This is a genomic window from Aestuariibaculum suncheonense, assembly GCF_014596935.1.
Lineage (GTDB): Bacteria > Bacteroidota > Bacteroidia > Flavobacteriales > Flavobacteriaceae > Aestuariibaculum > Aestuariibaculum suncheonense.
Genome location: NZ_JACVXC010000001.1, coordinates 1,088,702 through 1,114,282, shown reverse-complemented (window position 1 = coordinate 1,114,282; position 25,581 = coordinate 1,088,702). Strand labels below are relative to the sequence as shown.

12 protein-coding genes are annotated in these 25,581 nt (G+C 33.2%); 4 read left to right on the top strand and 8 right to left on the bottom strand.

Annotation, left to right across the window (positions count from 1 at the left end; genetic code table 11):
* Positions 1 to 3 precede the first annotated feature (3 nt).
* The 5 genes from ICJ84_RS04945 to ICJ84_RS04925 all read right to left on the bottom strand — a co-directional run bounded on the left by ICJ84_RS04945 (position 4) and on the right by ICJ84_RS04925 (position 13,150).
* A complete protein-coding gene (locus ICJ84_RS04945) occupies positions 4 to 1,602 on the bottom strand; it encodes a RagB/SusD family nutrient uptake outer membrane protein (protein WP_188215226.1) in 1,599 nt (532 codons plus the stop codon).
* An 18-nt stretch (positions 1,603 to 1,620) separates the two neighbouring features.
* Entirely contained in the window at positions 1,621 to 4,716 is a 3,096-nt protein-coding gene (locus ICJ84_RS04940) for a SusC/RagA family TonB-linked outer membrane protein (RefSeq protein WP_188215225.1), read from the bottom strand.
* 439 nt (positions 4,717 to 5,155) lie between these two features.
* Complete coding sequence (locus ICJ84_RS04935) at positions 5,156 to 9,202, bottom strand: hybrid sensor histidine kinase/response regulator transcription factor (RefSeq protein ID WP_188215224.1); 4,047 nt, start codon at positions 9,200 to 9,202, stop codon at positions 5,156 to 5,158.
* A 354-nt stretch (positions 9,203 to 9,556) separates the two neighbouring features.
* The gene (locus ICJ84_RS04930; RefSeq protein ID WP_188215223.1) at positions 9,557 to 10,726 is read right to left on the bottom strand and encodes an alginate lyase family protein; all 1,170 of its coding nucleotides are present in this window, start codon (positions 10,724 to 10,726) and stop codon (positions 9,557 to 9,559) included.
* 12 nt (positions 10,727 to 10,738) lie between these two features.
* Entirely contained in the window at positions 10,739 to 13,150 is a 2,412-nt protein-coding gene (locus tag ICJ84_RS04925) for a glycoside hydrolase family 2 protein (RefSeq protein WP_241748685.1), read from the bottom strand.
* Between the two features lie 431 nt (positions 13,151 to 13,581).
* On the opposite strand from ICJ84_RS04925, the gene ICJ84_RS04920 reads away from it, so the two are divergent.
* Genes ICJ84_RS04920 through ICJ84_RS04905 form a run of 4 tightly spaced genes read left to right on the top strand, consistent with a single transcriptional unit; the run spans position 13,582 to position 20,170 of the window.
* On the top strand, positions 13,582 to 15,042 hold the full coding sequence (locus tag ICJ84_RS04920) for an arylsulfatase (RefSeq protein ID WP_188215222.1): 1,461 nt from the start codon (positions 13,582 to 13,584) through the stop codon (positions 15,040 to 15,042).
* Positions 15,043 to 15,058: 16 nt separating this feature from the next.
* Positions 15,059 to 17,029, top strand: coding sequence for a glycoside hydrolase family 97 protein (locus ICJ84_RS04915; RefSeq protein WP_194408529.1), 1,971 nt, complete (start codon positions 15,059 to 15,061; stop codon positions 17,027 to 17,029).
* 12 nt (positions 17,030 to 17,041) lie between these two features.
* Positions 17,042 to 18,421 (top strand): BNR-4 repeat-containing protein, encoded by a 1,380-nt coding sequence (locus ICJ84_RS04910; RefSeq protein WP_188215221.1) that lies wholly within the window; start codon positions 17,042 to 17,044, stop codon positions 18,419 to 18,421.
* 24 nt (positions 18,422 to 18,445) lie between these two features.
* Positions 18,446 to 20,170 carry a glycoside hydrolase family 43 protein gene (locus ICJ84_RS04905; RefSeq protein WP_188215220.1) on the top strand — a complete coding sequence of 575 codons (1,725 nt, stop codon included), beginning with the start codon at positions 18,446 to 18,448 and terminating at the stop codon, positions 20,168 to 20,170.
* A gap of 504 nt (positions 20,171 to 20,674) precedes the next feature.
* Here ICJ84_RS04905 and ICJ84_RS04900 read toward each other — a convergent pair.
* The 3 genes from ICJ84_RS04900 to ICJ84_RS04890 all read right to left on the bottom strand — a co-directional run bounded on the left by ICJ84_RS04900 (position 20,675) and on the right by ICJ84_RS04890 (position 25,551).
* Positions 20,675 to 23,719: a galactose-binding domain-containing protein gene (locus tag ICJ84_RS04900; protein ID WP_188215219.1), complete on the bottom strand. Its 3,045-nt coding sequence runs from the start codon at positions 23,717 to 23,719 to the stop codon at positions 20,675 to 20,677.
* 183 nt (positions 23,720 to 23,902) lie between these two features.
* Positions 23,903 to 24,127, bottom strand: coding sequence for a hypothetical protein (locus ICJ84_RS04895; protein ID WP_188215218.1), 225 nt, complete (start codon positions 24,125 to 24,127; stop codon positions 23,903 to 23,905).
* A 239-nt stretch (positions 24,128 to 24,366) separates the two neighbouring features.
* The gene (locus tag ICJ84_RS04890) at positions 24,367 to 25,551 is read right to left on the bottom strand and encodes a glycoside hydrolase family 27 protein (RefSeq protein WP_188215217.1); all 1,185 of its coding nucleotides are present in this window, start codon (positions 25,549 to 25,551) and stop codon (positions 24,367 to 24,369) included.
* Positions 25,552 to 25,581 lie beyond the last annotated feature (30 nt).

Below are 25,581 nucleotides of genomic sequence, written 5' to 3'. Positions count from 1 at the left end.
TTTTTAAAATTTGTAACCTGTATTTTGTTCTAACAAAGTATTTTCTGTTAAATGCTCTACGTGAATAGGCCATAGTAAACGAGGTTCTGTTAATGGTTGCCCTCCTTCTCTGGCTTCTAATATTGGGTTTAAAACTTCCATAGCTTTATCATTCCTAACCAAATCCCACCATCTTTTACCCTCTCCAAATAATTCTAACTGACGCTCATCTAATATGTAATTTAAACGTTCTTCTTTAGTTGCGCCGAATTCTGTTCCACTTACAGTAGGCAATTGTCTTGCGATTCTTATTTCATTAATAAGTTCCAAGGCCCTCACATTGTTATCTAAATAATTTTCTGCTTCAGCTAAAAGTAAAAGCATATCGGCATAACGGTATAAAACAATATCTGTATCATCCTCATTAGAGCTAAAGTTAGATAATGTCCATTTAGCACATCTAGCTTCTCCAATTTCCTTACTGTCAAAATTTTGAACACGTCCTTCACGACAAAAGTAGTATCTCCAATCTCCATACACAGGAACTTCTCGTTCTGTAATTCCTCCCATACCATCATCTTCAAATAAGATTTGGGTCAATGCAGGATTGGTATTTGGATACTTGGATACCCAACCCAATGAATCTACTGGAAACTTTTCTCGCCATTTGTTTTCAACTATAGGTGAAATAAAATATGAAGGAATACCTGCAAAAAATAACCCTCGAATACCTGACCTATTGTTACGAGTTCCTCCATAATCTCTATCCTCTTCAATATCATATCGAATGGACATTATTAATTCGGAGCCCTTTTGTATTTTACCTTTTGCTCCTTCTATACCACTACCAATAGGAGTATTATGAAATAATTCCTCCCATGCAACTGGAGTAGTAACCAAACTATACTCGTTAAAAGCTATTATTTGTTCTATAGCAGCTTTAGCTTTAGCATATTCATTTAACCACATATATACTTCGGCTTGTAATGCTAATACACTAGATTTTGAAAACCTAAAATTATCTTCTGTAGTCAAAATCAATTCTTCAGCACGAATCATATCTGGTAGTATAACCTCATTAATTATTGTGTTCGCATCTGTAGCTGGTTTTGTTGCATCAGAAAGAAATTGCACAGGCTCTATAAATAATGGTACATCTCCCCAAACTCTAACAGCATCAAAGTAAGCTTTTGCTCTTATCGCTAATGCCTCTCCCAAGAAATTTTGATTGAAATTATCAATTTTAGGAGCGTTAGCTATAACTTGGTTGGCTCGATCTATCATACGGTAAAAACGGTCCCATCTACTTCCCGGATTACTTTGTGTAAGATCATTATTTAAAATCTCTAAGGCTGTCTGGCTAGAAGACCCCCCTTCTGGGTGAAAGTTATCTGACCTGAATTCGCCCCAAAAAAAGGTTTTATCGCTATATGTACCCTGCATGCCATCATAGGCAGCAATTACTCCAGCTTCTAAATCAGAATTGTTTTTATAAAAATTAGCCGGCCCTATTTCACTAATCGGATTTTCGTCAACAAGTTCACTACATGAATAACCAGACACTAATATCGCCAGTACACATGTAATAATTTTGGTTTCATTTAATTTTATATCTCTTAACATGATTATTTTATTTTTTTACTAAAACTGAACTTTTAAACCTAAAATTAACTCACGATCATTCGGGTATCTTAAATTATCGACATTAAGTTCCAATGAATTCCCTCGGTTTCCTAACTCCGGGTTATACCCTATGTAATTGGTCCAGGTTAAAACATTATTAACTGCTAGGTTCAATGATATTCTATTTACAACTTTCAATTTGTCCATCAAATTTTTAGGGAAATCATAATTAAATCTCACATATCTCCATTTAATATAATCACCGTCAGTTACATAAAAACTATTAGGTCTTAAACGCTGTTGTTGTACTCTATTTAAACGTGGATATTCTGTTATATCTCCCGGGTTTCTCCAACCGTTTAAAATATAGTCTGGTCCTGGTGTTTCGTTAGATGAATTTAAATCATTTCTTTCTTCATCAAACCTTCTATAGATATCTTGCCCCATACTAAAATCAAAAAGAAAACTCACACTTAAGTTTTTGTACCTAATATCATTTGAAAAACCTCCATATACGGTAGATAGTCCATTACCAATGATTTGTCTATCTGCTTCATCGATAACAAAATTGCCGTCAATATCTTCCCATATGATATCTCCCCCTTGAAGTATATTATTGGCTGCTCTTAATTGCTCTATATCCCCCGTATATTCAGCACCGTTTAGTGTATAATTTATAAAAGCTCCGTTGCCATCAAAATTAGGGGTTAACATAGCTCCATCTGGTGTGAAGGCGTTGGACTCGTCATATGGGAATACACCTAAGTTTTGATAACCATAGAAATTGCCAATTGGTTGCCCTTCTTCAATTCTAGTTTGCCCAGAGTTAAAAGGTGTTCCTCCCGCTAATTTAACCACCTCATTATCAAGAATTCCTATATTAAAATTACTACGCCAAGAAAGGTCCTTTGATTCCAAAATAGTTCCTGTAATACTGAAATCTATTCCTTTATTGTTTACTGCTCCGATGTTTCTTCGAATTCCACTAAATCCAGATTCTTCAGGTAATGGTGTATTAGCCAGTAGGTCTGTAGTTTTCTTTTTCCATAAGTCTAAAACTATATCTAACCTACTTTTAAACATGGATAACTCCAAACCTAAATTAGTAGATTCTGTTTCTTCCCAACCTAATTCTGAATTTCCTATACGTGTTGGTGCCACACCACTAATACCATCGTAAACAAATCCCGGCTCGAAAGCTCCCGTAAACTCATAGTTATTAATGCGTTCATTACCTATCACACCCCAGCTTGCTCTCAACATTAAGTTATTAATAGTGTTACTTTCTTTAAGGAAGTTTTCATTACTTACTCTCCATCCTAATGACAACGAAGGGAAATAACCAAATTCATTTTCATCACCAAATCGAGACGAGCCATCACGACGAATAGTCGCGTTCATTAAATATTTATCTGCATAATCATAATTAAACTGTCCGAATAATGAATAAAGATTATGTCTTTCATCAAAACTATTTGAGGTTATTGTACCCGGTGCTGCATTATTAAATGTTTCAATAATATCGTTATTAAAACTATCTGATCGAAAATCTGAAAATTCTCGAACATATTTTTGCATTTGCATTCCTGCCAATGCTAACAAACTATGCTTACCTCCAAATTTATTTTTATAAGACAATGTGTTCTCTTGCTGAATATCATAGGTAATATCGTGGCGCATTCTTCCATTAGCAGCACCATTATTGAAATTGTTCGCCAACAATCTAGGAGCAAAATCATCCCTTTTGTTCAACCTCCAATTTATACCTAAAGTAGACCTAACAGTTAATTTTGGTATAATTTCTAATTGTGCATAATTAAACACTTGAGCACGATAATCTTTATTATCAACTTTCCTCAAATCTGCTTGAGCTAGTGGATTTTGGCGTCCTGCAATAGTATATGTATAAGACCCATCTGGTTCGTATAATGGAAAGAAAGGAATACGCTCTACCAATTGCTGAAATACATTTCCGCTATTTAATCCATTTTGATAAGAGTGTGTTAAAGTTGCTCTAGTCCCAACCTTTAAAGTTTTTGTTGCATCAACATCTAGCCTTAACTGTGTGTTTATTCTTTTATAACCACTATTTCTTACAACACCATCTTCTGTTAAATATCCGGTATTCCAATAAAACTTAGTCTTATCACTACCTCCACTCAAAGCTACATTGGTTTGCTGTCTCATAGCTGGTCTGGTTAACAGCTTTTGTAAATCGTATGAATTCCTATACAACAAGTTTAAAGAATCTAACTCTTGACTTGATAAAGATGATGGATCATTATTAGCTCTTAATTTTTGATATAAAATTCTTTGGTCGGTGTTGGCTACACGTATGTCCCCTACTAGCGTATTAACCCCAAAAGTACTCGAAATCTCTAATTGCAATTTACCAGATTTACCAGATTTTGTAGTAATCAAAACAACACCATTAGCTGCTCGAGATCCATAAATTGCTGCTGTCGCTCCATCCTTCAACACTTCAAAAGTGGCAATATCTGAAGGATCCAGGTTATCGATATCTTCCAACTGCTGTCCGTCAACAACATATAAGGGTTCCGTTCCACTACCAAAGGTAGATATACCACGTATTCTAATATCATATCCTTCACCAGGACCATTATTAGACAATATTTGAACACCTGAAAGCTTACCCTGTACCGCATCAAATGCCTGAACAGGAGTTGCTTGCTCAATAGATTCCGCCTTTACAACCGATGTAGCTCCTAACACCTTTTTTCTATCTACAGCAGCGTAACCTATAATCACAACTTCATCTAACCCTGCAACATCCTCTGCTAATGTTACATTAATATTAGTTTGATTCCCTATAGCAACTTCTTTAGTTTGAAATCCTAAATAGGAAAAAACCAAAGTTTTATTCCCAGGGGATAATACAATAGAGAAGTTACCATCAAAATCGGAAACAGCCCCTTTATTTGTACCTTTTTGCAGAACATTTACTCCTGGTAAAGGAACGCCGTTCACCCCGGAAACTGTTCCTGAAATGCGTTCTTGAGCCTGTACATTACCAGGCGAAAAACTGGAAAATAAGATCGCCAATATTAGCGCTACCCCAGAAACAGTACATTTCTTTTTGATTTTTTGTTTCATCTTAGTTTTAATTAATTAGTTGTTGGTTAATATTTAGTTCGATATGCAATTTATTATCAGAAATAGCAATGGAAAAGCGCCTTTCTATTTTATAGTAAGCCTAACCTCATTCTTCTATCCTTATAATTACATACTTTATGTTACCTAATATGGTATAAAATAGAAGAGCAGTAAAACCATAACTACAGCAACTAAAATAACTGCAACCTCCAAATAACTTGTCTGCTTATTTTTCATGTTTGAAGATTACTTTAGTTTAAAAAAAATCAATTGCTTACAAACCTCTCTAACAAAACTATTATTTAAGGAGGGGTTTTATAGGAGTGATAAGTACTTAAAAAGTGGACGAAAATCCCTAAACCATATAATTCAATGGCAATTGAAGCCATTTCTAACAATAGTTTAGAAAACCCACATTAATGAATAAAAAGCAGTATAATTAATACTCGGAAAACGTTTTAATGTAATCAGAGGGTGTTTTACCATATTTTTCGCGAAAGCATTTGCTAAAGTATTTAGGATCTTTAAAACCTACTTGGTAACTAACCTGAGAAATACTCATTTTACCTTGCTCAAAAAGTTGGGCACTCTTTTTCAACCTTAAATGCTGAATAAATTCTTTAGGCGAAAAATCTGTCCACGCTTTTATTTTTTTGAACAAAACGGTTCTGCTTACACCTAATTCTGAACAAAAATAATGAATATCAAATTCTTCATTAGATATATTATTTTCTACTATTTCTAATGCCTTTCTATATAATTTTTCATCCAAAGATGATGACAAAATATCCTCTGGAAGTAAGACCTCTGTAGAATTGAATTTTTGTTTTAATCGTGAGATTGAACTTAATATATTATTAACTCTTAGCTTAAACTCACTTACATCAAATGGTTTACTTATATAATCGTCTGCTCCGGTTTCCAAACCTTCTAACTTAAAAATTAACGAAGAACGAGAAGTCAACAAAATTACAGGAATATGACTAGTTCTAATATCTTCTTTTATTAACGAACATAATTCAGTGCCTGTCATTAAAGGCATGACAACATCACTAACAATAATATCAATTTGTTCGTTAATAGCTGTTTTAAATGCAATTTTACCATTTTCTGCTTCCAAAATATTATAATCATTTTGCAGTAAATCTCGCATAAACTTTCTTAATGGCTTGTTGTCTTCCACTAGAAGAATGGTAGGCTTCTCCTCTAATATTACCTTCTTTATTTCTTTGTCTTCAAAACTTATTTGATGTTCCTTTAACTGATTTTCGTACTGAGACAAATCTTCACTGAATTTAAAATCGTGAAGGATTTCAGAATCTTCCAAATGGTCTCTTCCTAATAAAAGTTGAACCAGAAAAACAGAACCTTTGTCATTTTTATTATTTCTAACAATAATTTTGCCTTTATGCAAATCAACAATGTTTTTCACAATGGACAAACCTATGCCGGTACCTTTATTATAATCGTTATCTGGTTTATTATTTATTGACAACTCGAAGAAGCGTTCAAAAATTTTATCGTGATACTCTTCTGCTATACCTACACCCGAATCTTCTACTAAAACATTAATTTTACCGTTATCCTCTATAATTCTTATCGCAATTTTTCCTCCTTTAGGAGTATATCTAAAAGCATTTGAAATTAAATTAAAAAATACACGTTCTAATTTAGGCCTATCATAATACACTAAAATTTCATCAGAGGAAGTATGGAAAACATAGTCATATTCTCCGTCTTTAGCATATTCTGAAAACGACAAATAGATTTCTTGTAAAAATTTAACAATATTCCCTTCTGCAGTTTCTAGCTTCATGAGATTACTTTCATATTTTCTAAAATCCATTAATCGATTAATTAATTGCAACAAATGATTGGCGCTACTTTCTACAACTTTTAATTTTTTATATATTTTACTACTCCCTCTATAATTCTCTAAAATTTGATGTAGAGGCCCCAGAATTAAGGTTAACGGTGTTCTAAATTCATGGGATATATTTGTAAAAAACTCTAATTTTGCTTTATTGGTGTTTTTTAATTGTTCGGCTTCTAATTGCTCTAACTCTAACTGAAGTTTTAATTTTTCTTTTGTTTTTAAAATATTTAACAAATAATACAACAAAGCAAAAACCAATATACCATAAATTAAAAATGCCCACCATGTTCTCCAAGGTGCTGGATTTACTCTTATACTTAATGTTGTAGGCTTTTCATTTTCAAGGCCATCACTATTAACACCTATTACTTCAAAGGTATAGTAGCCAGGTTTTTGGATAGTGTATGAAGCCATGTTTTGAGTTGTTTCTATCCAATCCTTTTCTAATCCTACTAACCTATACTTATAGCTATTACTATTTGAATTAATAAAGTTTGGAATAGAAAAAGATATACTAAAATTTCCTTGTTCATGTGAAAGTTCTAATTGTTCTGAATAAGTTACTGTAGTGGATAGTATCGGCTCTTCATTATTTACCGATACTGATTTATTCTTTATTTTAAAATCTGTTATAACTACTTGAGGGATGTAATTATTTTTATTCATCTTATTTGCATCGAAATAAGAAACACCTGCAGGGCCCCCAAATAAAAACTGAGAATTACCATAACTAAAACTTGCATTGTTATTAAATTGGTCTCCTACTAAACCTTCCTTCTGCGTATAACAAACTTCAACTTTTTTATTTCTTGCATTATATTTAAATATGCCTTCGTTAAAACTACTAATCCAGAAATTATTATCCGTATCTTCAACAATACTTCTAATTCCTGTAACAGGAGAGTTAGCTATATTTAATTCAACTATTTCACAAACGTTATTTTCAAATTTATAGAGCCCATCTACGTCCGTACCGACCCACACAATACCTTTAGAATCTTCATATATAGTTGTTATACCAAAACCTTTTTTTTGGTTATTATCATAAAAATAATTTTTAATATCTCCATTAGGACTAATAACATTTAGCCCCCGTAAAGTACCTACCCAAATGTTATTATTAGCATCTACTTCGATTGCTTTTATATAGCCTTGAGTAAGTCCATTGGGTTTTACGTCAAAAACCTCATAAGATTTTGTTTCAAGGTTAAACTTAATCAAACCTTTACCAAAGGTACCTATTAGCATTTCGTTATCGTTATACTGTCTTATACAATAAACCCCAAAATCTCCCATATAGGAAATAAGATCTTCCGTCAATAGGTAATTTTCGAACTTTTTGGTTTTTAAATTATAAACAGCTAATCCATCCCTAAACAATCCAATCCATAGTTTATCGTCTTTAGTCAAACAAAGGCTTTTTATATTATCATGTTTAAGTTCTGCAGTATTTTCAGTATTAATATAGCTAAAGAGCTTATTCTTAACATTAAGTACAGAGATACCTCCTCCTTCTGTAGCAAAAAAAATAAGGTCATTAAATTTTTCAATAGCACTAACTGCTTTAAAACTTAGACCAATATTTCCTGGTTTTTCAGTATAATTAATAAAGTTGATGTTTGATTGGTCCCATAAATTAACACCTCCATTATAGGTACCAACCCAAATAGAACCTTTACGATCCTTAAATAAGGCTTTTATAAAATTATCACTAATCGATTCATTATCATTTATATTACTGTATAATGCTAAAATATTCTTACTACTATCTGCTATCTGTAGCCCTTTGTAAGTGCCTATCCATAAATTCCCTTTCTCATCAAAAAGCAATTCTCTAACATTCTTGTTTTTACCTTTTAATTTTTTCGGCTCAAAATAAGGTTGCACCGTTCCAGTGCGCATATTATATATTAGAACACTATTTGTTCTTGTACCTATTAATAAATTATTATCTTTATCTTCTAATATATCTTGAACAATAAAACCTTCAGTTCCTTCGATTATTTTAATTTCGATTCCTCTATCAGTTTGTTCTGTTAATTGAAGTAAACCGTTATTACTTCCAACATAAATTGCACCACTTTTAGTTTCATAAATTGACCTTACAAAAACTCCTTTTAGTAACGTTTGAAAAGTATCTAAAGATTTATGATATATAGAAAGACCTTCAGGAGTACCAATCCATATTTTTTTATTAGACAGTTCTTTAATCGTCCAAATAACATTATCATTTACAGATGTAATATTTTCATTCGCAAAGTAAGTTTTAAAAACATTTGTTTTAGGATTGTATCTGTTGAGCCCCATGTAAGTTCCTACCCAAATAAAACCTTCACTATCTTGTTCAATGCAAAGAATATCATTATTACTAATAGAATTGTTATCTTCCCTATCATGTTTATAAACAGTATATACTGAACCGTCATACTTATTTAAACCATCTCTGGTTCCAAACCAAATTTGTCCTAAATCATCCTGTTGAATGGCTATAACAGAAGTCTGAGATAAACCTTCGGCTGTAGTAATATGCTTAAACTTATAAATTTCGTTTTGCGAAAATCCATTACACACAAAAAAACTAACAACTAATAGAATGATTAATCTTAGCATTTTTAAATCAATTAGTATTTGGTTAATATTTCGAATAACTCCGATATTAAAATTGGTTAATATTTTTTTAAAAGTCTTAGGATGTTTACAAACATTGAAAAACTATTTTAATAATTGCAAAAAAAAACACTAATTTCCATTTATTAAAATATGTGTAGCCTGTATGTAATAAAAACAAATTGAACATATGAATAGCATCAATTCATTTTTCTAACTAGTTTAATAAAATTATCTCTAGATAAGCTATATTACGGATTTTTCAGTATATGCTCATACATAATTTTGTTTTTTCGGTTGAATGCAATACAGAAACTTGTTTAAAGATATTCATAACAGAATTATTTGTTTCTTCTATTAATAATTACGACTAAACCATAATAACGGGTATTTTACCGGCATATTTCGTTCTATTTCTTCATGCTCAAATTCTGCCTCCAAATCTTCCCATAATTCAAGATAATCCTTATTTTTATAACATTTACCTCCAAAAAGCAATGCCGATTGCCTAACAGGCCAATTATCAAAACACATAACATCTTCTTTATAAGGCCAGTCTGATTTATTATTTATGAATGGATAAAGAAATTGCAATCCTAATTCTAAAGAACGTCCATCTTCTGTTTTGTACTCAAACAAATTATCATTTTTTGTTGAAAGAAGTTGACACAGATTACTCATTGCATCTAAGTTAAACAAGGAATATCCAAAAGGTTTAGTTCTATTTAATTCTTTTGGAAAACTACCGTTAGAAGCCATTTGATTGGGTAGTAAGTTTTTTTTATAAAATGTCTTGCAATAATTTAAATTTGCTTCATCATTTACAAGTCTTGAAAAAGCAGCAATCTGAACCGCCCAGCATACACTATGGTTATTACCATTATCCCGCTCTTCTTTCCCAAAAGGGTGCTCAATAAGCCAGTTTTTATAATCATCAAACCATTGTTTAATAATATTTAATTGATTCCCATTTAGTATACTTGCTTTTTCTAAAATTTCTACGGCAAGAGCAACTTCAACTAAATGAACGGTATCTATAATACCAATACCTCTGCCTGTAGTTTTTCCTTGTATTGCCTGAGCATACAATAGATTTGGATTCATTTTTGTTTCAGGATTGACAAACCAAGCTTCTAGATGTGGGACTATTTGTTTTAAATACATATTATCATCCGATAAAATATATGCTGAAGCTAAACAACCTGCTATATGATTTAATCGTATAATTGCTCTACGATGTGCTTTAAAATTATCAGGATTAGATATGCCATCGCGTCTTATATATGGAACATTAGGATCTTCTGGATTAGGCCACCAATAATCTCCTTCTGAATAAAAATCGTTTCTTGTACCCGCGCTCCTGATGCAAAAACTATCAGCCACGGTTACAGGTCTGATATCGATGAAATTATTTACTTTGTTTAAAATTCGTTCTTTCTCAATTGCTTTTAAATCAAATGATCTTTTTCCGCATGAACAAAATAAAAATGAAATAAGAACTAAAAACAATATATGTATAGATTTCATATTCTTAAAACTTTATTTTATAGTCAGATAAGTGCCTTTAAAATTTTGGTTAAGCACCATAATCTCAACAGGCATGTTTTTTTCATTCGCCACCACCTCTATGGATGCCTTTCCATTCGCCATTTCTATAACTTCACTTCCTGTTGGTGTACCTTGACTTTTTATGGTCTCTCCACCGGATAAACATTGAAAATATACTCTATCTTCATAATCTAAACACCTTAACCCTTCTTTATCAACTGCTATAGCTGTTATCAAATAGTTTCCATTATCTAAAACATTGTAATCTAACATTAACTTATTGGCTTTTCCATTTTGCGTGTACCTATAATTTAATGTTAGCTCATCTTTTACTTCTTTATTCTCTTTAGTCTTACCTACAGCAATCAATGTATTTGCGCCTTCCTTAAATGTTAATGTCCAATTTAAGCCTGATGCTGGGTAAGCTTTAATATCACGTTGTTTTACCCCTAAACTTTTACCGTTTAAAAATAATTCGACCGATGGACAATTGCTATATACACTTACAGTTCTAGGTTTATCTTTTGGTCCCTGCCTTTCTGTCCATGTGTGGGATTCTATATAGGTAAAAAAATCTGTTTTATTCCAATAACTTTTAAACACGTAAAACGCATCCTTAGGATTATTTGCTCTATCGACCAATCCTTTTTGGTTCATGTATGGAATTGCATTTTCAGGACGTAATGGAGTTCCAAAATCTTTAAAAGCCCATTGAATATTACCTGTAAAGGTTGAATCGTTTTCTGATATCCGTAAATGCCAATCGAACAAATCAACTATGTAATTCTCACTCCAATCCCCAATTTGTGCAATATTGGATACATTTGTTTGGACTACAGCTTCTTCCCAACCATCAGATTGTATTTTCCCTTCCCCAGTAATCGGAGCTTCAGTATGTCGCCCCAAATGACTCGAACCACCATATTCGGCATGCAAAAAACGTGGATATTCTTCTTTATATTTATCAACTGCCTTTTGATAACTCTTATAACTTCCAGAATACCAACCAGACCAAATAGATGGTGAAAATACATCCACAATTTTGGCACCTTCATAATACTTTCTAATAGCCGTTTTTCTCCAAGGATCCAATTCATGAGCATACTCGTTAAGCTCGTATAAAAAATTATTTATAGTTTCTTCATCATCTCCATTTTCAAAATCTGGTAACCAAGAAATTTCATTGCCTAATGACCATAAAATTATACTTGGATGATTATAATTTTGTTCAATTATCTCTTTTAACATGGTTTTGGTGTTGCTCCTCCAATTATTATTACCAATACCACCGCGACACCATGGCAATTCATCCCAAACCAACAAACCTAATTCATCGCAAGCTTTATAAACTTCTGGATCTTGAGGATAATGTGCTAATCTTACAAAATTAGCTCCCATTTCCTTAATTAATCTCATATCTGTTCGGTGTTGTTCATTACTCATGGCAGCTCCAACCCCAGCGTGCTCTTCATGTCTATGTGTTCCACGTAACAAAAGCCGTTTTCCATTTAAATAAAAGGCTCCATGTTCTTTAAACTCGAACCATCTAAAACCGAAATTCTCTGAAATTTCATCTTTAACTTGGTTACCTTCCAGAAGTTGTATCTTTAATTTATAGAGATAAGGGGACTCCGTATCCCAAAGTTTTATATGTTCTATGTTATTAAAATGGATTCTTGATACCAAATTTGTAACATTGAAAACTTCAGTTCTCAATTGTTTACCATCAGCATCTAATAATATAGCTTTAATCTTTACGTTTGGGGTTCGCTGGCTTATTGTAACTGCTGCCTTTATCTCTGCATTTGAATTTGAAACATTTGGAGTTGTTATTTTTAATTTGCTTAAATGTTGTTTTGGAAAAGTCTGCAACCATACATCTCTAGTTATACCGCCATATATAAAAAAGTCACTTTTTTGCGATGGGATAACTTCTGGATTATAACCATTATCAACCCTAACAAAAACTTCATTAACACCCTTATGTATAGCATTGGTAATATCAACATTGTAGCCTATATAGCCTCCTGTATGCCCTCCTACTTTATGTCCATTTACAAAAACTTCGCTTGTTATATTTACCCCTTCAAAATATAATTTATAAATTAGGTTTGAATCGATTGATCTTATCATCAATTCCTTTTTATACCAACTTCCTGACCGCCTATATCCGGGTGTTATATCAGTTGCGTCTATAGCATTCCAAGTATGTGGCAAATTAATTTTCTCCCACGGATGTAATTTTAAAATTTCATTCAATTCATTTGTATTATCCTCTAAATACAACCAATTGTCATTGAGATTTTCTTTACTACGATATTCTTGGGAAAGACCTTTAAAAACCAAAAAAAAGAATATCCAAAACATATAATTAATTAATAAAATTTTAATTTTTTGCATCATTAAGTTGTCTTTTTACTTTTAATATTTCCTTAATCTCAGGATACACTTAATACCTATTGAGATTATTTCTAGCTCACTATCAATTTTAATTACAAAATTAAAATCTTGAGTTAGTTAGATCGCATTTAGACCTCAAAAAGCACTCAAAATCATCAAATTTAATTGAAGCACACTACAAGCCCTTGCTTATATCGTAAGACTCAAAATTAATATTTAAGAGGGTGTTGTAAGTACGCAATAGGTGGTTAAAAATACCAACCCATCAGTTTTTAAATTTTTACTTATCGAGAATAACTATTTTTACCTGATACAATTAAAGGTTAACATTCATATCTAGTTGAAAACTTTTTCAAATTATATAAAATTCATTGCGAGACTAAATATTTTTCTTCTAGCATTCATTACAAACTAAAAATATCAAGACATTTAATATGTGGAAAAATAATGTAAATAAAACAATCAAAACAGTAACAGCTGCGTTCATTTTTGTCTTAATCATTGGTTGCAAAAAAGAAGCAACCAATAATAAAGAAAATCCAAAGCCCAATATCATTTACATCCTAGCAGATGACTTAGGCTATGGAGATTTAAGTTTTACAGGTCAAAAAATGTTTTCAACCCCAAACATTGACAAACTAGCAAAAGATGGCATGTTTTTTACCCAACATTATTCAGGATCTACAGTTTGTGCCCCATCGCGTTCTACACTCCTGACAGGTCTGCATACTGGTCACACTTTTATAAGAGGAAACAGGGAAATTGAACCAGAAGGGCAAGTTCCTTTAGATTCTTCGGTAGTCACTATTTCTAAACTTTTAAAAGCCGGCGGCTATACTACAGGAGCTTTTGGCAAATGGGGTCTGGGCTTTCCGGGCTCTGAAGGCGACCCTAACAACCAAGGTTTTGACTATTTTTACGGATATAACTGTCAGCGCTTAGGACATAATTATTACCCTTATCATTTATGGGATAATCAAAAAAAAGAAACCCTTAAAGGTAACTCAGGTACCAAGACGGAAACTTATGCTCCTCAAATAATACATCAAAAAGCACTATCATTTATAGAGAAAAATAAAAACACTCCTTTTTTCATGTACTACCCTTCTATAATTCCTCATGCAGAACTTATTGCTCCTGAAGAATACATGAGAATATTTAGAGATAAACTTTTGCCTGAAAACCACTTTGAAGGTGTTGATAATGGAGAAAAATATAAAAACGGAGGTTATGCCTCTCAAGCTGAATCTCATGCGGCCTTTGCGGCAATGATTACTCTATTAGATAAACAAGTTGGAGAAATTAGAGCAAAAGTAGAAGAACTAGGCATTGCTGATAACACAATCATCATATTCACATCAGACAATGGGCCTCATACAGAGGGAGGTGCAGACCCCGATTACTTTAACAGCAACAGCTCATTTAAAGGCTTTAAGCGTGATTTATATGAAGGCGGAATTCGTGTACCTATGATTGCTTTTTGGCCAAATAAAATAAAACCTAATACAACCTCTAATCATATGTCTGCTTTTTGGGATTTTTTACCTACCGCTTGTGACATTGCCGAATTAGACTCCCCTTCTAACATAGATGGCATCTCATTTTTACCAGAATTATTAGGAAATACTAATGAACAAAAAGAGCACGACCATTTGTATTGGGAATTTCATGAAAAAGGCGGTAAACAAGCTGTAAGAATTGGAGATTGGAAAGGTATACGTTTAAATATGAAAAATGATAAAAACGCAGCTATAGAACTATACAACTTATCTAATGATATTGGTGAAACAAATAATGTTGCTGAAGATTATCCTGAAATAGTCAATAAAATTAGTGTAATCATGGATAAGGAACATACGTTATCTAAAGAGTTTAGTTTTAATTTTGAAAAATAAAAAGAATTATATTATTATGAAATATCAAATAGCAACTTTGTTTTTATTAATACTAGTTATTCAACAAAGTTATTGTCAAACTTTTGAAGTAGAATCGCCTGATAAAAAAATAAAATTATCGGTTAATGTAGCTCAAAATATTTCTTGGTCTGTAACATTAAACAAAAATTTAGTTATAAAAAATGCAATTGCAGGAATGGATTTTTCTACGGGTGCTGATTTTGGAAATAATTCCTCTGTAAAAAAACATACTATTAAAGAATTTTCTACAATCATTCATCCCGTAGTTCCTCATAAAGACTCTGAAATAAATGATGAGTATAATGAATTAAGTATTGAATTTAAAAGCAACTATGAATTAAAATTCAGAGCGTACAATGATGGTGTTGCTTATCGATTTGTAGATCAGGTTAATAAAAATCGTAATATTATTTCTGAACATTTTTCTTTAACTTTTCCTGAAGGAACTCGATCTTATTTTCCTCAAGAAGCATCTATGTATTCCCACAACGAACGCGTTTATCTAGATAAGGCTTTAACCGAGATTAAATCAGATGAATTTTGTAGTTTGCCTGTAATGTTTTCAACCAGCAATGCAAAAGTATTATATACAGAAACCGCTTTACATGACTACCCTGGCATGTTTATAAAAGGAACTGAAAACTCAACAGTTGAGGCTATTTTTCCCAAATACGTAATAGAAGCTATTGACACAAAAAATAAGTACGCTGATCGTAGCCAAGAAATCACAAAGGAAGCCAACTATATAGCACAAACCTCAGGAAATAGAGCGTATCCCTGGAGAGTTTTTATCATCAGCGATGATGATAAAACTTTTGTAGAAAGTAATTTAACCTTTCAACTTTCAAAACCCTCAGTACTTAAAAATACTTCGTGGATAAAACCCGGCAAAGTAGCTTGGGATTGGTATAACGATAATAACGTGTACGGAGTAGATTTTAAATCAGGATTAAATACGGCTACTTACAAATACTTTATCGATTTTGCAGCGGCCAATGGCATTGAATATGTAATACTTGATGAAGGATGGACAAAGTCAACGACTGAAATTCTTGATTTCAATCCAAATATGGACATTCCTAAACTAATTCAGTACGGAAAAGAAAAAGGTGTTGAACTTATTCTGTGGGTACTATGGAAACCATTGGACGCAAATCTTGATGAAATTTTAGAAACCTATAAAACCTGGGGAGTCAAAGGTATTAAGGTAGATTATATGCAGCGTAACGATCAATATATGGTTAATTCTTATGAGCGTATTGCAAAAAAATGTGCAGAGCTAAAATTACTGGTAGACTTTCATGGATCTTTTAAACCTTCTGGATTAAGACGAACTTACCCCAACGTTATTAATTACGAAGGAGTTAAAGGCGGAGAAAACAATAAAATGAACACATATGTTACCCCTGAACATAATGTAACCATTCCATTTATTCGTATGGCCGCAGGCCCTATGGACTATACTCCAGGAGCCATGGTTAACAAGCATAAAAAAGACTTCTCGGTTAGCTTTAAACATCCCATGAGTCAAGGAACCCGAGCGCATCAAGTAGCAATGTACGTGGTATATGAAGCACCATTACAAATGCTGTGCGATTCGCCATCTAGATATTATGAAGAACAAGAAACGCTAGATTTTATAACTAAAATTCCAACTGTTTGGGATGAAACTACAGTGCTTAAAGGAGTTGTAGGTGACTATATAGCCATAGCTAGAAGAAAAGATAATAAATGGTATATAGGAGCCATGACCGATTGGAATTCAAGAGATTTAGAGCTAGACCTTTCCTTCTTAAAAGAAGGGAATTTTAAAATGGAAATTTATAAGGACGGAGTAAATGCGGAAAAGTTTGCCGAAGACTATACCATACAAAATTTAGAAGTAAATAAAAACTCCAAAATTGAAATTAATATGGCTCCTGGTGGTGGCTGGTCTGCAATTATTTCAGAAATACAAAAAAGCTAAAAACATCATAAAATGCTAAAAATCAAACATTTATTAAAAACTCTTTTTTTTACTGTATATATATCATGTTTTTCACAACCAAAACCATTTAAAACAGCCAAAATACTTTCAAATCATATTATTACCCAAACCGGATACTGCTCAGACGGGACAGATAGGGAGCAAAATGGTATTAGACGATTCCATGGCCCTATGGAAGCCAAAATCACTTCGTATAACAATTACCAATACATTGCATATTATGAGGCTAATGGAGACATTGTTATTGCACGAAAAAAAATAAATGCAGAATCTGGTTGGGAAAAATCTATCATTCAAGGTTATCAAATTACATCTGAAGATAGGCATAATAAAATAGCATTATCAATTTCTAAAGGAGATGGTGTAATTCACATTGCTTTTGATCATCACAATACGCCGCAATTTAATTATGCTCATTCTAAATTAAACGTTGCAACAAACCCTGATAATGTTATTTGGGATAATTCTGTTTTTGAATTGCAACCAAATTTGGGTTTAAGAAACGATACTGGACTGGTTACCTATCCTACATTTTTTGAATTAAATTCAACCGGGAACTTAATAGTTTACTGGAGAACTGGGGGTTCTTTAGGAGGAGAAATGAATCTGGCAAATTATAGCAGTACTGACCATGAATGGCGATTTATTGGTAAAATATCTTCTCAAGAAGGAACCTACTTAGGAGTAAACAGTTCTAGAGGTCCATATACCGCAAAATTTTTAGATGATAAATATGGTAACTTACATATTTCTTGGGTTTTTAGAGAAAGAGGGTTTGCTGAGCAAGAGAGTAAAAAAGGACATTATTCCGAACATGGCTTATATTATGCCCAAAGTTCTGATGGAGGATTTACATGGAGGGACAATTTTGGAAAAGTAATTGCAAACGTAAAAGTTAATTTAGTTATGGGTGTTGATAATATGAGACAACTTCCTATAGAGATTCCTTTAGATCTTGACCCCAGACACACAGGACTAAATTCTATAATAGACCCTGTTACCAATAATTACATCACTTTATTAAATCACTTTAAACCAAATACTAAAAAAAAGATAAACTTTCTTTATATAAGAACCCCTAAAGGTGATTGGATAACCCAAGAGACTAATTTACCTCACCAAGGAACTATTAAAATGGTTGACGATAAAATGTATGTCTTTAGCACCGCCGGAATATGCGTTTCTGATAGATCCACTAATTTTTCAGAATGGAAAACCATTCCATTTCCAATACAGTTAAAAAAGGGTAACTCAAATTGGGATACAAGCAATTTAGAAAAAGGACTTATTTCAATGGTAATTCAGTATTCACCTGAAAATTATGGAGAACCTAGTCCTATAGAAATTTTTAACATTAAATTGCTTCAGTAATATATTACAAAAAAAATGTAAAACATGATTCATAATATCAATAAAAAAAATCAAACACTTTTTATTCTTTTTGCCATATGTTTTCAATCTTTTTTTAGCTTCGGACAAATTGATTTAAGTGACCAAGCAAAAAAGAGTTATTATACGAACCCCATTTTACCCGGAATGAATCCGGACCCAAGCATTTGTAGAGTTGGGAATGATTATTATATGGTTACCTCTACTTTTGGTTATTATCCTGGACTTCCTATTTATCATAGTCGTGACTTGGTCAATTGGGAGCGCATAGGCTATGGAATACATAGCCCAGAGCAATTGAAACTCAGAAAAGACACAAAAGACAATTTAAATCTTTTTGCTGCCACAATAAGGTATAATAATGGTGTTTTTTACATTATAAACACTAATGTTGGCAGGCATCATGAGGATAGAAATTTTGTCATTACTGCAACAAATCCTGCAGGTCCATGGTCAGAAGCTCATTATATTGAAGGTGCCCCAAGAATAGACCCTTCTTTGTTTTTTGATGACAATGGAAAAGTATACTACACAGGAAACGATGTGCCTAAAAATCCGGTCTGGAAAAATCATCGAAATATTTGGATACAGGAAATAGATCCTATTACATGGAAATTAGTAGGCGAAAAGGTTACTGTTTTAAACCCTGGTGATTATTACCGAGGTTTCATGTTAGCAGGAGAGGAAACAGAGATGTTAAACCATTATGAAGGACCACATATATACAAAAAAAATGGGCAATATTATTTGTTAGTTTCTCACGGTGGAACCTCATGGAACCATGCGGTATCTATTTGGAAAAGTGAGAAGATTATGGGACCATATGAATATTATGACAAAAACCCAATAGTAACCAATAGAGATTATCCACATGACAACTATATACATCATACAGGGCATGCTGATCTAGTAGAAACACAAAATGGAGAATGGTGGATGGTTTTATTAGGAAGCCGTCCATATGGAGGTGAATATACTAATATGGGACGTGAATCATGCTTGGTTCCTTTAAATTGGTCTGGAACATGGCCCGTTGTTAATCCGCTTGGACCAAAAGGGAGAGTAATGCCTTTTCATAAAAGACCATATTTAGAAAACTATCCATTTAGTGAGGAAAAAGTAAGAGATAATTTTAACGATAAGGATTTAGAATTATTTTGGAATTTCATTCAAGTACCCACAGAAAAATGGTGGAACTTAGAAAATCCAAAAGGAAAACTAAAAATAAAATTGCGTCCATTTGAAGTAGATACTTATAGTGAGAATCCTTCATTTATTGCTAGACGTCAAACTTATAAAAATTTTACAGCCGTAACTAAAATGGAATTTTCACCAACATCTGAAAATGAAATGGCTGGAATGCTACTTTCTAGAGACGTATATAACCAATTTCAGGTACTAAGCACACTTAAGAATGGAGAAAAGTACGTACAGCTTATTCAAAAAGAAGTAGTGACAGACACTACACAAAAATTAATAGCAGAAAAAAAATTAACTAAAAACACACTCTATTTAAAAATAACAGCTTTAGAGCAACGATTAGATTTTAGTTTTTCTGAAGACGGCGAAACATGGGAGTATTTAGCTAAGAACATAGATGCAAGTGTACTTAGCAACGCATTAAGTATGGGGCGTTTTACTGGAACCTTTATAGGTATGTACGCCACCTCCAAAGATAAAACAAGTGATAATTTTGCGTTATTTGATTGGTTTGAGTATTCGGGGTATTAAATTTCCCCCATTAACTCAAATATAAATATATAAATATTTAATTATTCAAAAAACGCAAGAATCTTAAGGTTCAAAACCCCATTCTACTTTATCTTCAAAGTAAACTGCCTCCGTTAAAAATGGAGGCTTTAATTTTCAGATTAGTCCTAAAGGGGCATTAGGCTCATTCATGATGTTCCTGATATTTCACATATCGTTTTATTATATCCTCATTTCAAACCCACGGTACTCACAAAGTAACCTCTCAATAAAAAGTGGTTACCCTCAATAAGGTTCCTGTCTTAAACGGGGTACTTCTTGAACAGTTTGATTGCTATCTTACCTTTTAGAATACCAATGAATTCTGACATGGAAACCTAGGGAAGGATTGAACAAACCATATGAAGATGGTCTTTTTGAACGATTATTTCTTGAATAATGACATCTTTCCAAGTTCTGACTGTTTGATTACATGCAACCAATGTGATGTACTTCATACATAATATATGTCTTCATTTTTTAGTTTTATTTTTCGCTCCAAACCTCTAGGTTTGGTTTAATCTCTGATTCTTTTGATTTTATGATTACAGTCCGTCCTTTATCCTCATCGTCTCCCAATTGTCGGGTTTCTCGAACCAAAACAAAGGTGACAGCTTCCAAATTGTTTTTCGAAATAATATCCGTCACATCCAAATAATGGCTTTTTTCCTCAGTAGAAAATGCAAGTTCACCTGCTATTTTTACAGGATTTCCAACGTTTTCCACCAAAGCTTCTTTAGCATCCAATTGTGGTGCGTTTTTCCATGTAAGCTTTTTTTCATTTATTTTTTCTGAAGGAATGGCATAGACATGTAATCTAAAGGGGCTATCTCCCGTATCTACTTTTCCTGTAACATGCAACAATACTTTTTTAATTTTGGTTTTATCCTTTGGTGCATTAAAACTTAAATAACTGACCTTGTTTTCATATATATTTTGAGCATTTAGGCTTATCAATAACTCTTTTTTATTGCCATAATTTTTTATACCATTAGCCCCAGCAGATACATAAGCATCTGAAATTACAGAGCGTATTTCTTTAGTTAAATTTCCTTTTGGAATGCTCAGCAATGTGACACTTTGCGGTAGAAGGGTAATATTAAATTTTTTATCAGCAGGAAGTTGTTTTAATATAGAAACTTCACCATAAGTTTTAGCATCCACGGTTTCACCAATGATGGGTGCCCCTGTGTTTAAATCCAAATTTGACAAATCCATATCCAAATGATAGGCAAAACGACCGCGCTGCACTAACCACATATAATAAGTGTCTGTTTTTTCATCTAAAGACACATAAGTATCCAACCCATTATCATCATTTGAACGGTACACCTGCAATAAATCACGTTCATCTTTAAATCCTTTGGCAAAAAGACGCACAACTTCTCCGGTGCGTTGTATGCCTGAAATATTATAATTTGGAAGGTCGCTTGGCAACGCATTTTTATCAAATAATTTGATTTCGCGGACTTTCAATGTGCCTTCATCTTCTGAAACAAATCTGATTTTTGATGCTTTTATGTTTTTTTTAAAAGGAAGATAAACCTGTGCATATTTATTATCCTTTTGTTCTGCTTCTGGAATGTTTTCCCAGTTTGACCCCGTCCAATATTGCAGTTTAAAATTCCTTATGCGGTCTGGTGCAGTAAACACACCGCCTTCGGAACCATTATAAACTAAAGCACTTCCTAATTCTTGAGTGTTTCCTAAATCTATTTCCAGCCATTTTTCTTTGCTGTCCTCATTAGATATCCAAGATGAATCATCCGTTTTATCACCATCGGTAATTAATCCTGCTTTTGAACCATTGGAAGATGCGCTCACTGTTGCGTTTTTTGCCAAATTTTGATGAGCGTCTTCTACAAAACGGGTGCCCTGCCACGTGTAATGATGACCTGACTTGATACCTTTAGGATACGAACTACTGGTATTGGTCACTAATTTAAACGCCCACATCCCATAGGCTCCATTTTTCATGTTATTCGCATAAATTCCTGCCCATTCCGTGAACAACGAAGGAGAATCCATAGTTTCTTCTTTATCTATTAAATAAGCGTTCATCCAACGTCCAATTTCAGTAAACACGATTGGAATAGGCTTTTTTTTAGGATGGTTTTCCACTAATATTTTACGGATATTATCCACTCTTGTAGAATACCCTGCTGCAGGGGAATTATAGGAGTGCGTTGAGAATACATCAATCAAATCGTGGTCTAGCGTATTGCCATGATAGTCTGTGCGTATATTTTTTACAATGGTAGCCCACCAATCGGTATTTTGACCTGCGGTAACCGGTCCTACAAATTTTGCTTTTAAATTTTTGCTATATTTTTTATTGACATCTTCAATAGCTGCATGCACCGCATCGGAAACGATTTGCATGCCTCCAATCCACTGATTTAATTCCATAGGGCCTGAATGCCTATGGTTCGGTTCGTTTTGCATGGCGAACATAGCCACCTCAGCCGTTTTAGCAACATGATATGCCAGTGAATAATACCGCTGCCACTGTTGCCATTTGTTGCTCCAAGTACCATCAAAATCTCTTGAATTGATTTGCAAAATAGGCTCAATTCCCAATCGTTTGGATTCTTTAATCGCATAATCAAGCTCCATGGTGTTGTTGGACGAATAATCAATAGCCGTATAAATAGTTTTTAATTCGTTCCATTTTATGTATTTACTAGCTTCAGGGTTTGATCTTAAATCTGCTTTACGCTTATCAAACTCTTCTACGGATCTGATACTTGAATCTATTTGTACTGCTCTTTCTGGAGCATAATTGTTAAGGTTAGGCCAAATTCGAATGCTGTTTACATTGGCATATTCTAACCAACCAGACACGTTATAGCCTGGCAAAAAATAACCTTGGTTATACCCTACATACTTAAAGGTTTTTCCTATAACATTATTGGTTACTTTAAGGGTAGCGTTTTGGTCTTCAGTAATTTCAACTTGCTTAACAATATTGAATTCAAAAGAAGGTGGCGCTGGCATATCGGTGGCTACCGTTCCAAAAACCTCCATTTCCATGACACTTATTTTTTCGCCATCATCTGCAACCAATCGGATTTTAAAAGTACTGATAGGGTTTTCAAACTTAAAATCAACCGTTGTTAGCCTGTTTTCCAAAACAGATGCTTTAGGAAAATCAGTCCAATTGGCATCATCCCAATATTGTATCTTAAAATTTTTGACGGACCAAAAACCACTGGCTTGATTTTTTTCCATAGCCGTTCTTTCATCATCAGGGATACCACTATGAAATCTTATTTCAGAAATGTTACAATATTTTTCAAAATCAATTTCCACAATGTGAGGCGCTTTATTGGTGGCACTCATCCATTTAGACTCTCGGGTAATTTTGCCATCCACAATATTGCTTGCAGGATATTCTGTAAGTTCAGAACTTGCTTGAACCTTTGTGCCTAAAGCTACGTTTACCTTTTTGTTTTGCGCCAATCCTTGATTCAAAAATGCGATAAGAACACTGTAGGTCACAAAAATGAATAAAAACGGTTTGATTTTCATTTGTTTATATTTAATGTTTTAAATGTTTTTATTAGAATCTATATGATAAATTTAGTTCTCAATGGTATTTAGGTTTTCATCCAATGGCGTCATTTTAGGCATTAATAAATGTACCAATCCAAGAATGATGAGGTAGTAAGATCCTACCAATAGGAAACCCCAAAAACAAATAATATTCCCAGATTAATCCAATACAGAACCTTGAACAACATCCACAATTATACCTGAAATAGCCATACCATCTATTTCCACCACTAAAGCTGTTCCTCTTTTAGTAAACACATCAGAAACGATCCTGAAAACATTTTCAGGGCAAGCCTGTTGACCTGCTACAGCAAGTCCCGCAAGGATAATAGCCAACCAGTTGTTATCTGTAATAGGCACATGACTTATAGGAAGCACAATCAAAGCACAAATTTAAGAAGGTAATTTTGCTGGTTTTATTAACCGAACATTATTCTCTCTCAAAAGCAATCAATAAGTTTAGTTTATTCATATTTAATTAATTTTTAAACAATCGATTGCGTAAACAAGTGTATTATAAATAATTGCCCTAAAACGAACAATAGAATATTTTAATAAGAAAGCACAAAAAACAAACAATTAATTGTTTGTTTTTTGTGCTTTACTCCAACATCCTATATCTATTAATTACGAACAAATTTGAAAACTTTTACGGCATGTGGAGGTATCGTTAAAAATATAGTTCCATCTCCAATATTTACGCTCTTATGTTCCCATAAATCACGAACACTATAATCTTTTAATTCATATGGATCAATGTATGTACGCCAGCCAATGCTGCTGTTAGCTTTTAATAACAAATTAAAGTCAACTTGAACCTTTTTAACTTCGTCACTTCGGTTTAATAAACATACAGCCTTTTCCTTATTATCTAACTGTTTAATCCAAATTTGGTAATCTCCATTATCCCGATAAACAAAACCTTGCTTACCAAGTACATCTTGATTTATAGCAATAAGATCTCTATTCATAAGAATCTCTTTTGTTTCTTTAGTCATGTCACTTAAATCATTTCCTGCCATTAAAGGAGCTGCCAGCATACACCAAAGTGAAAAATGAGTTTTATATTCTTCTGTAGTCATACCTCCATTTCCAACTTCTAACATATCAGGGTCGTTCCAAGAGCCTGGCTCTGCAAACTTGAAAAGGTCTTTTTCTTTGTCAACAATAGAAATCATAGATTCCCAACTATCTCTAATATCCCCGGTGGTTCGCCATAAATGACCAACATCCTTTCCCCATTCCCATGGTTCGCTCTTTCCCCATTCACAAATACTGAACACTATGGGCCTACCTGCCGCAAACAAAGCGTCCCTCATAATAGAATAGGAGGCTTGAGCATTCTGTGTAGAAGTGTTGCACCAATCATGTTTTAAAAAATCAACTTCCCATCTAGCATATGTTCTAGCGTCTTGAAACTCATACCCCCTGCTTCCAGGACGTTCTTGACATGTTTCGGTACCAGCACAAGAATAGATGCCGAACTTCAACCCTTTAGAATGTATGTAATCAGCTAATTTTTTCATACCGCTAGGAAAACGTTCTTTATCAACAATTATTTCACCATCCTCAGAACGACCTACCTGCCAGCAATCATCAATAACTACATATTCATAGCCAACTTCTTGCATTCCACTATTCACTATTTCATCCGCCATTTTCATGATCAATTTTTCGTCTACATCACAACCATATTTATTCCAACTATTCCATCCCATTGGAGGTGTTTTTGCCAGATTTTCAAATTTTTGAGCAAAATGTGATAAACTGAATAATACGACTACAAGATTTAATATTGCTTTCTTCATATATGTGTTTTAATTGTTGTTGTTAAAAAA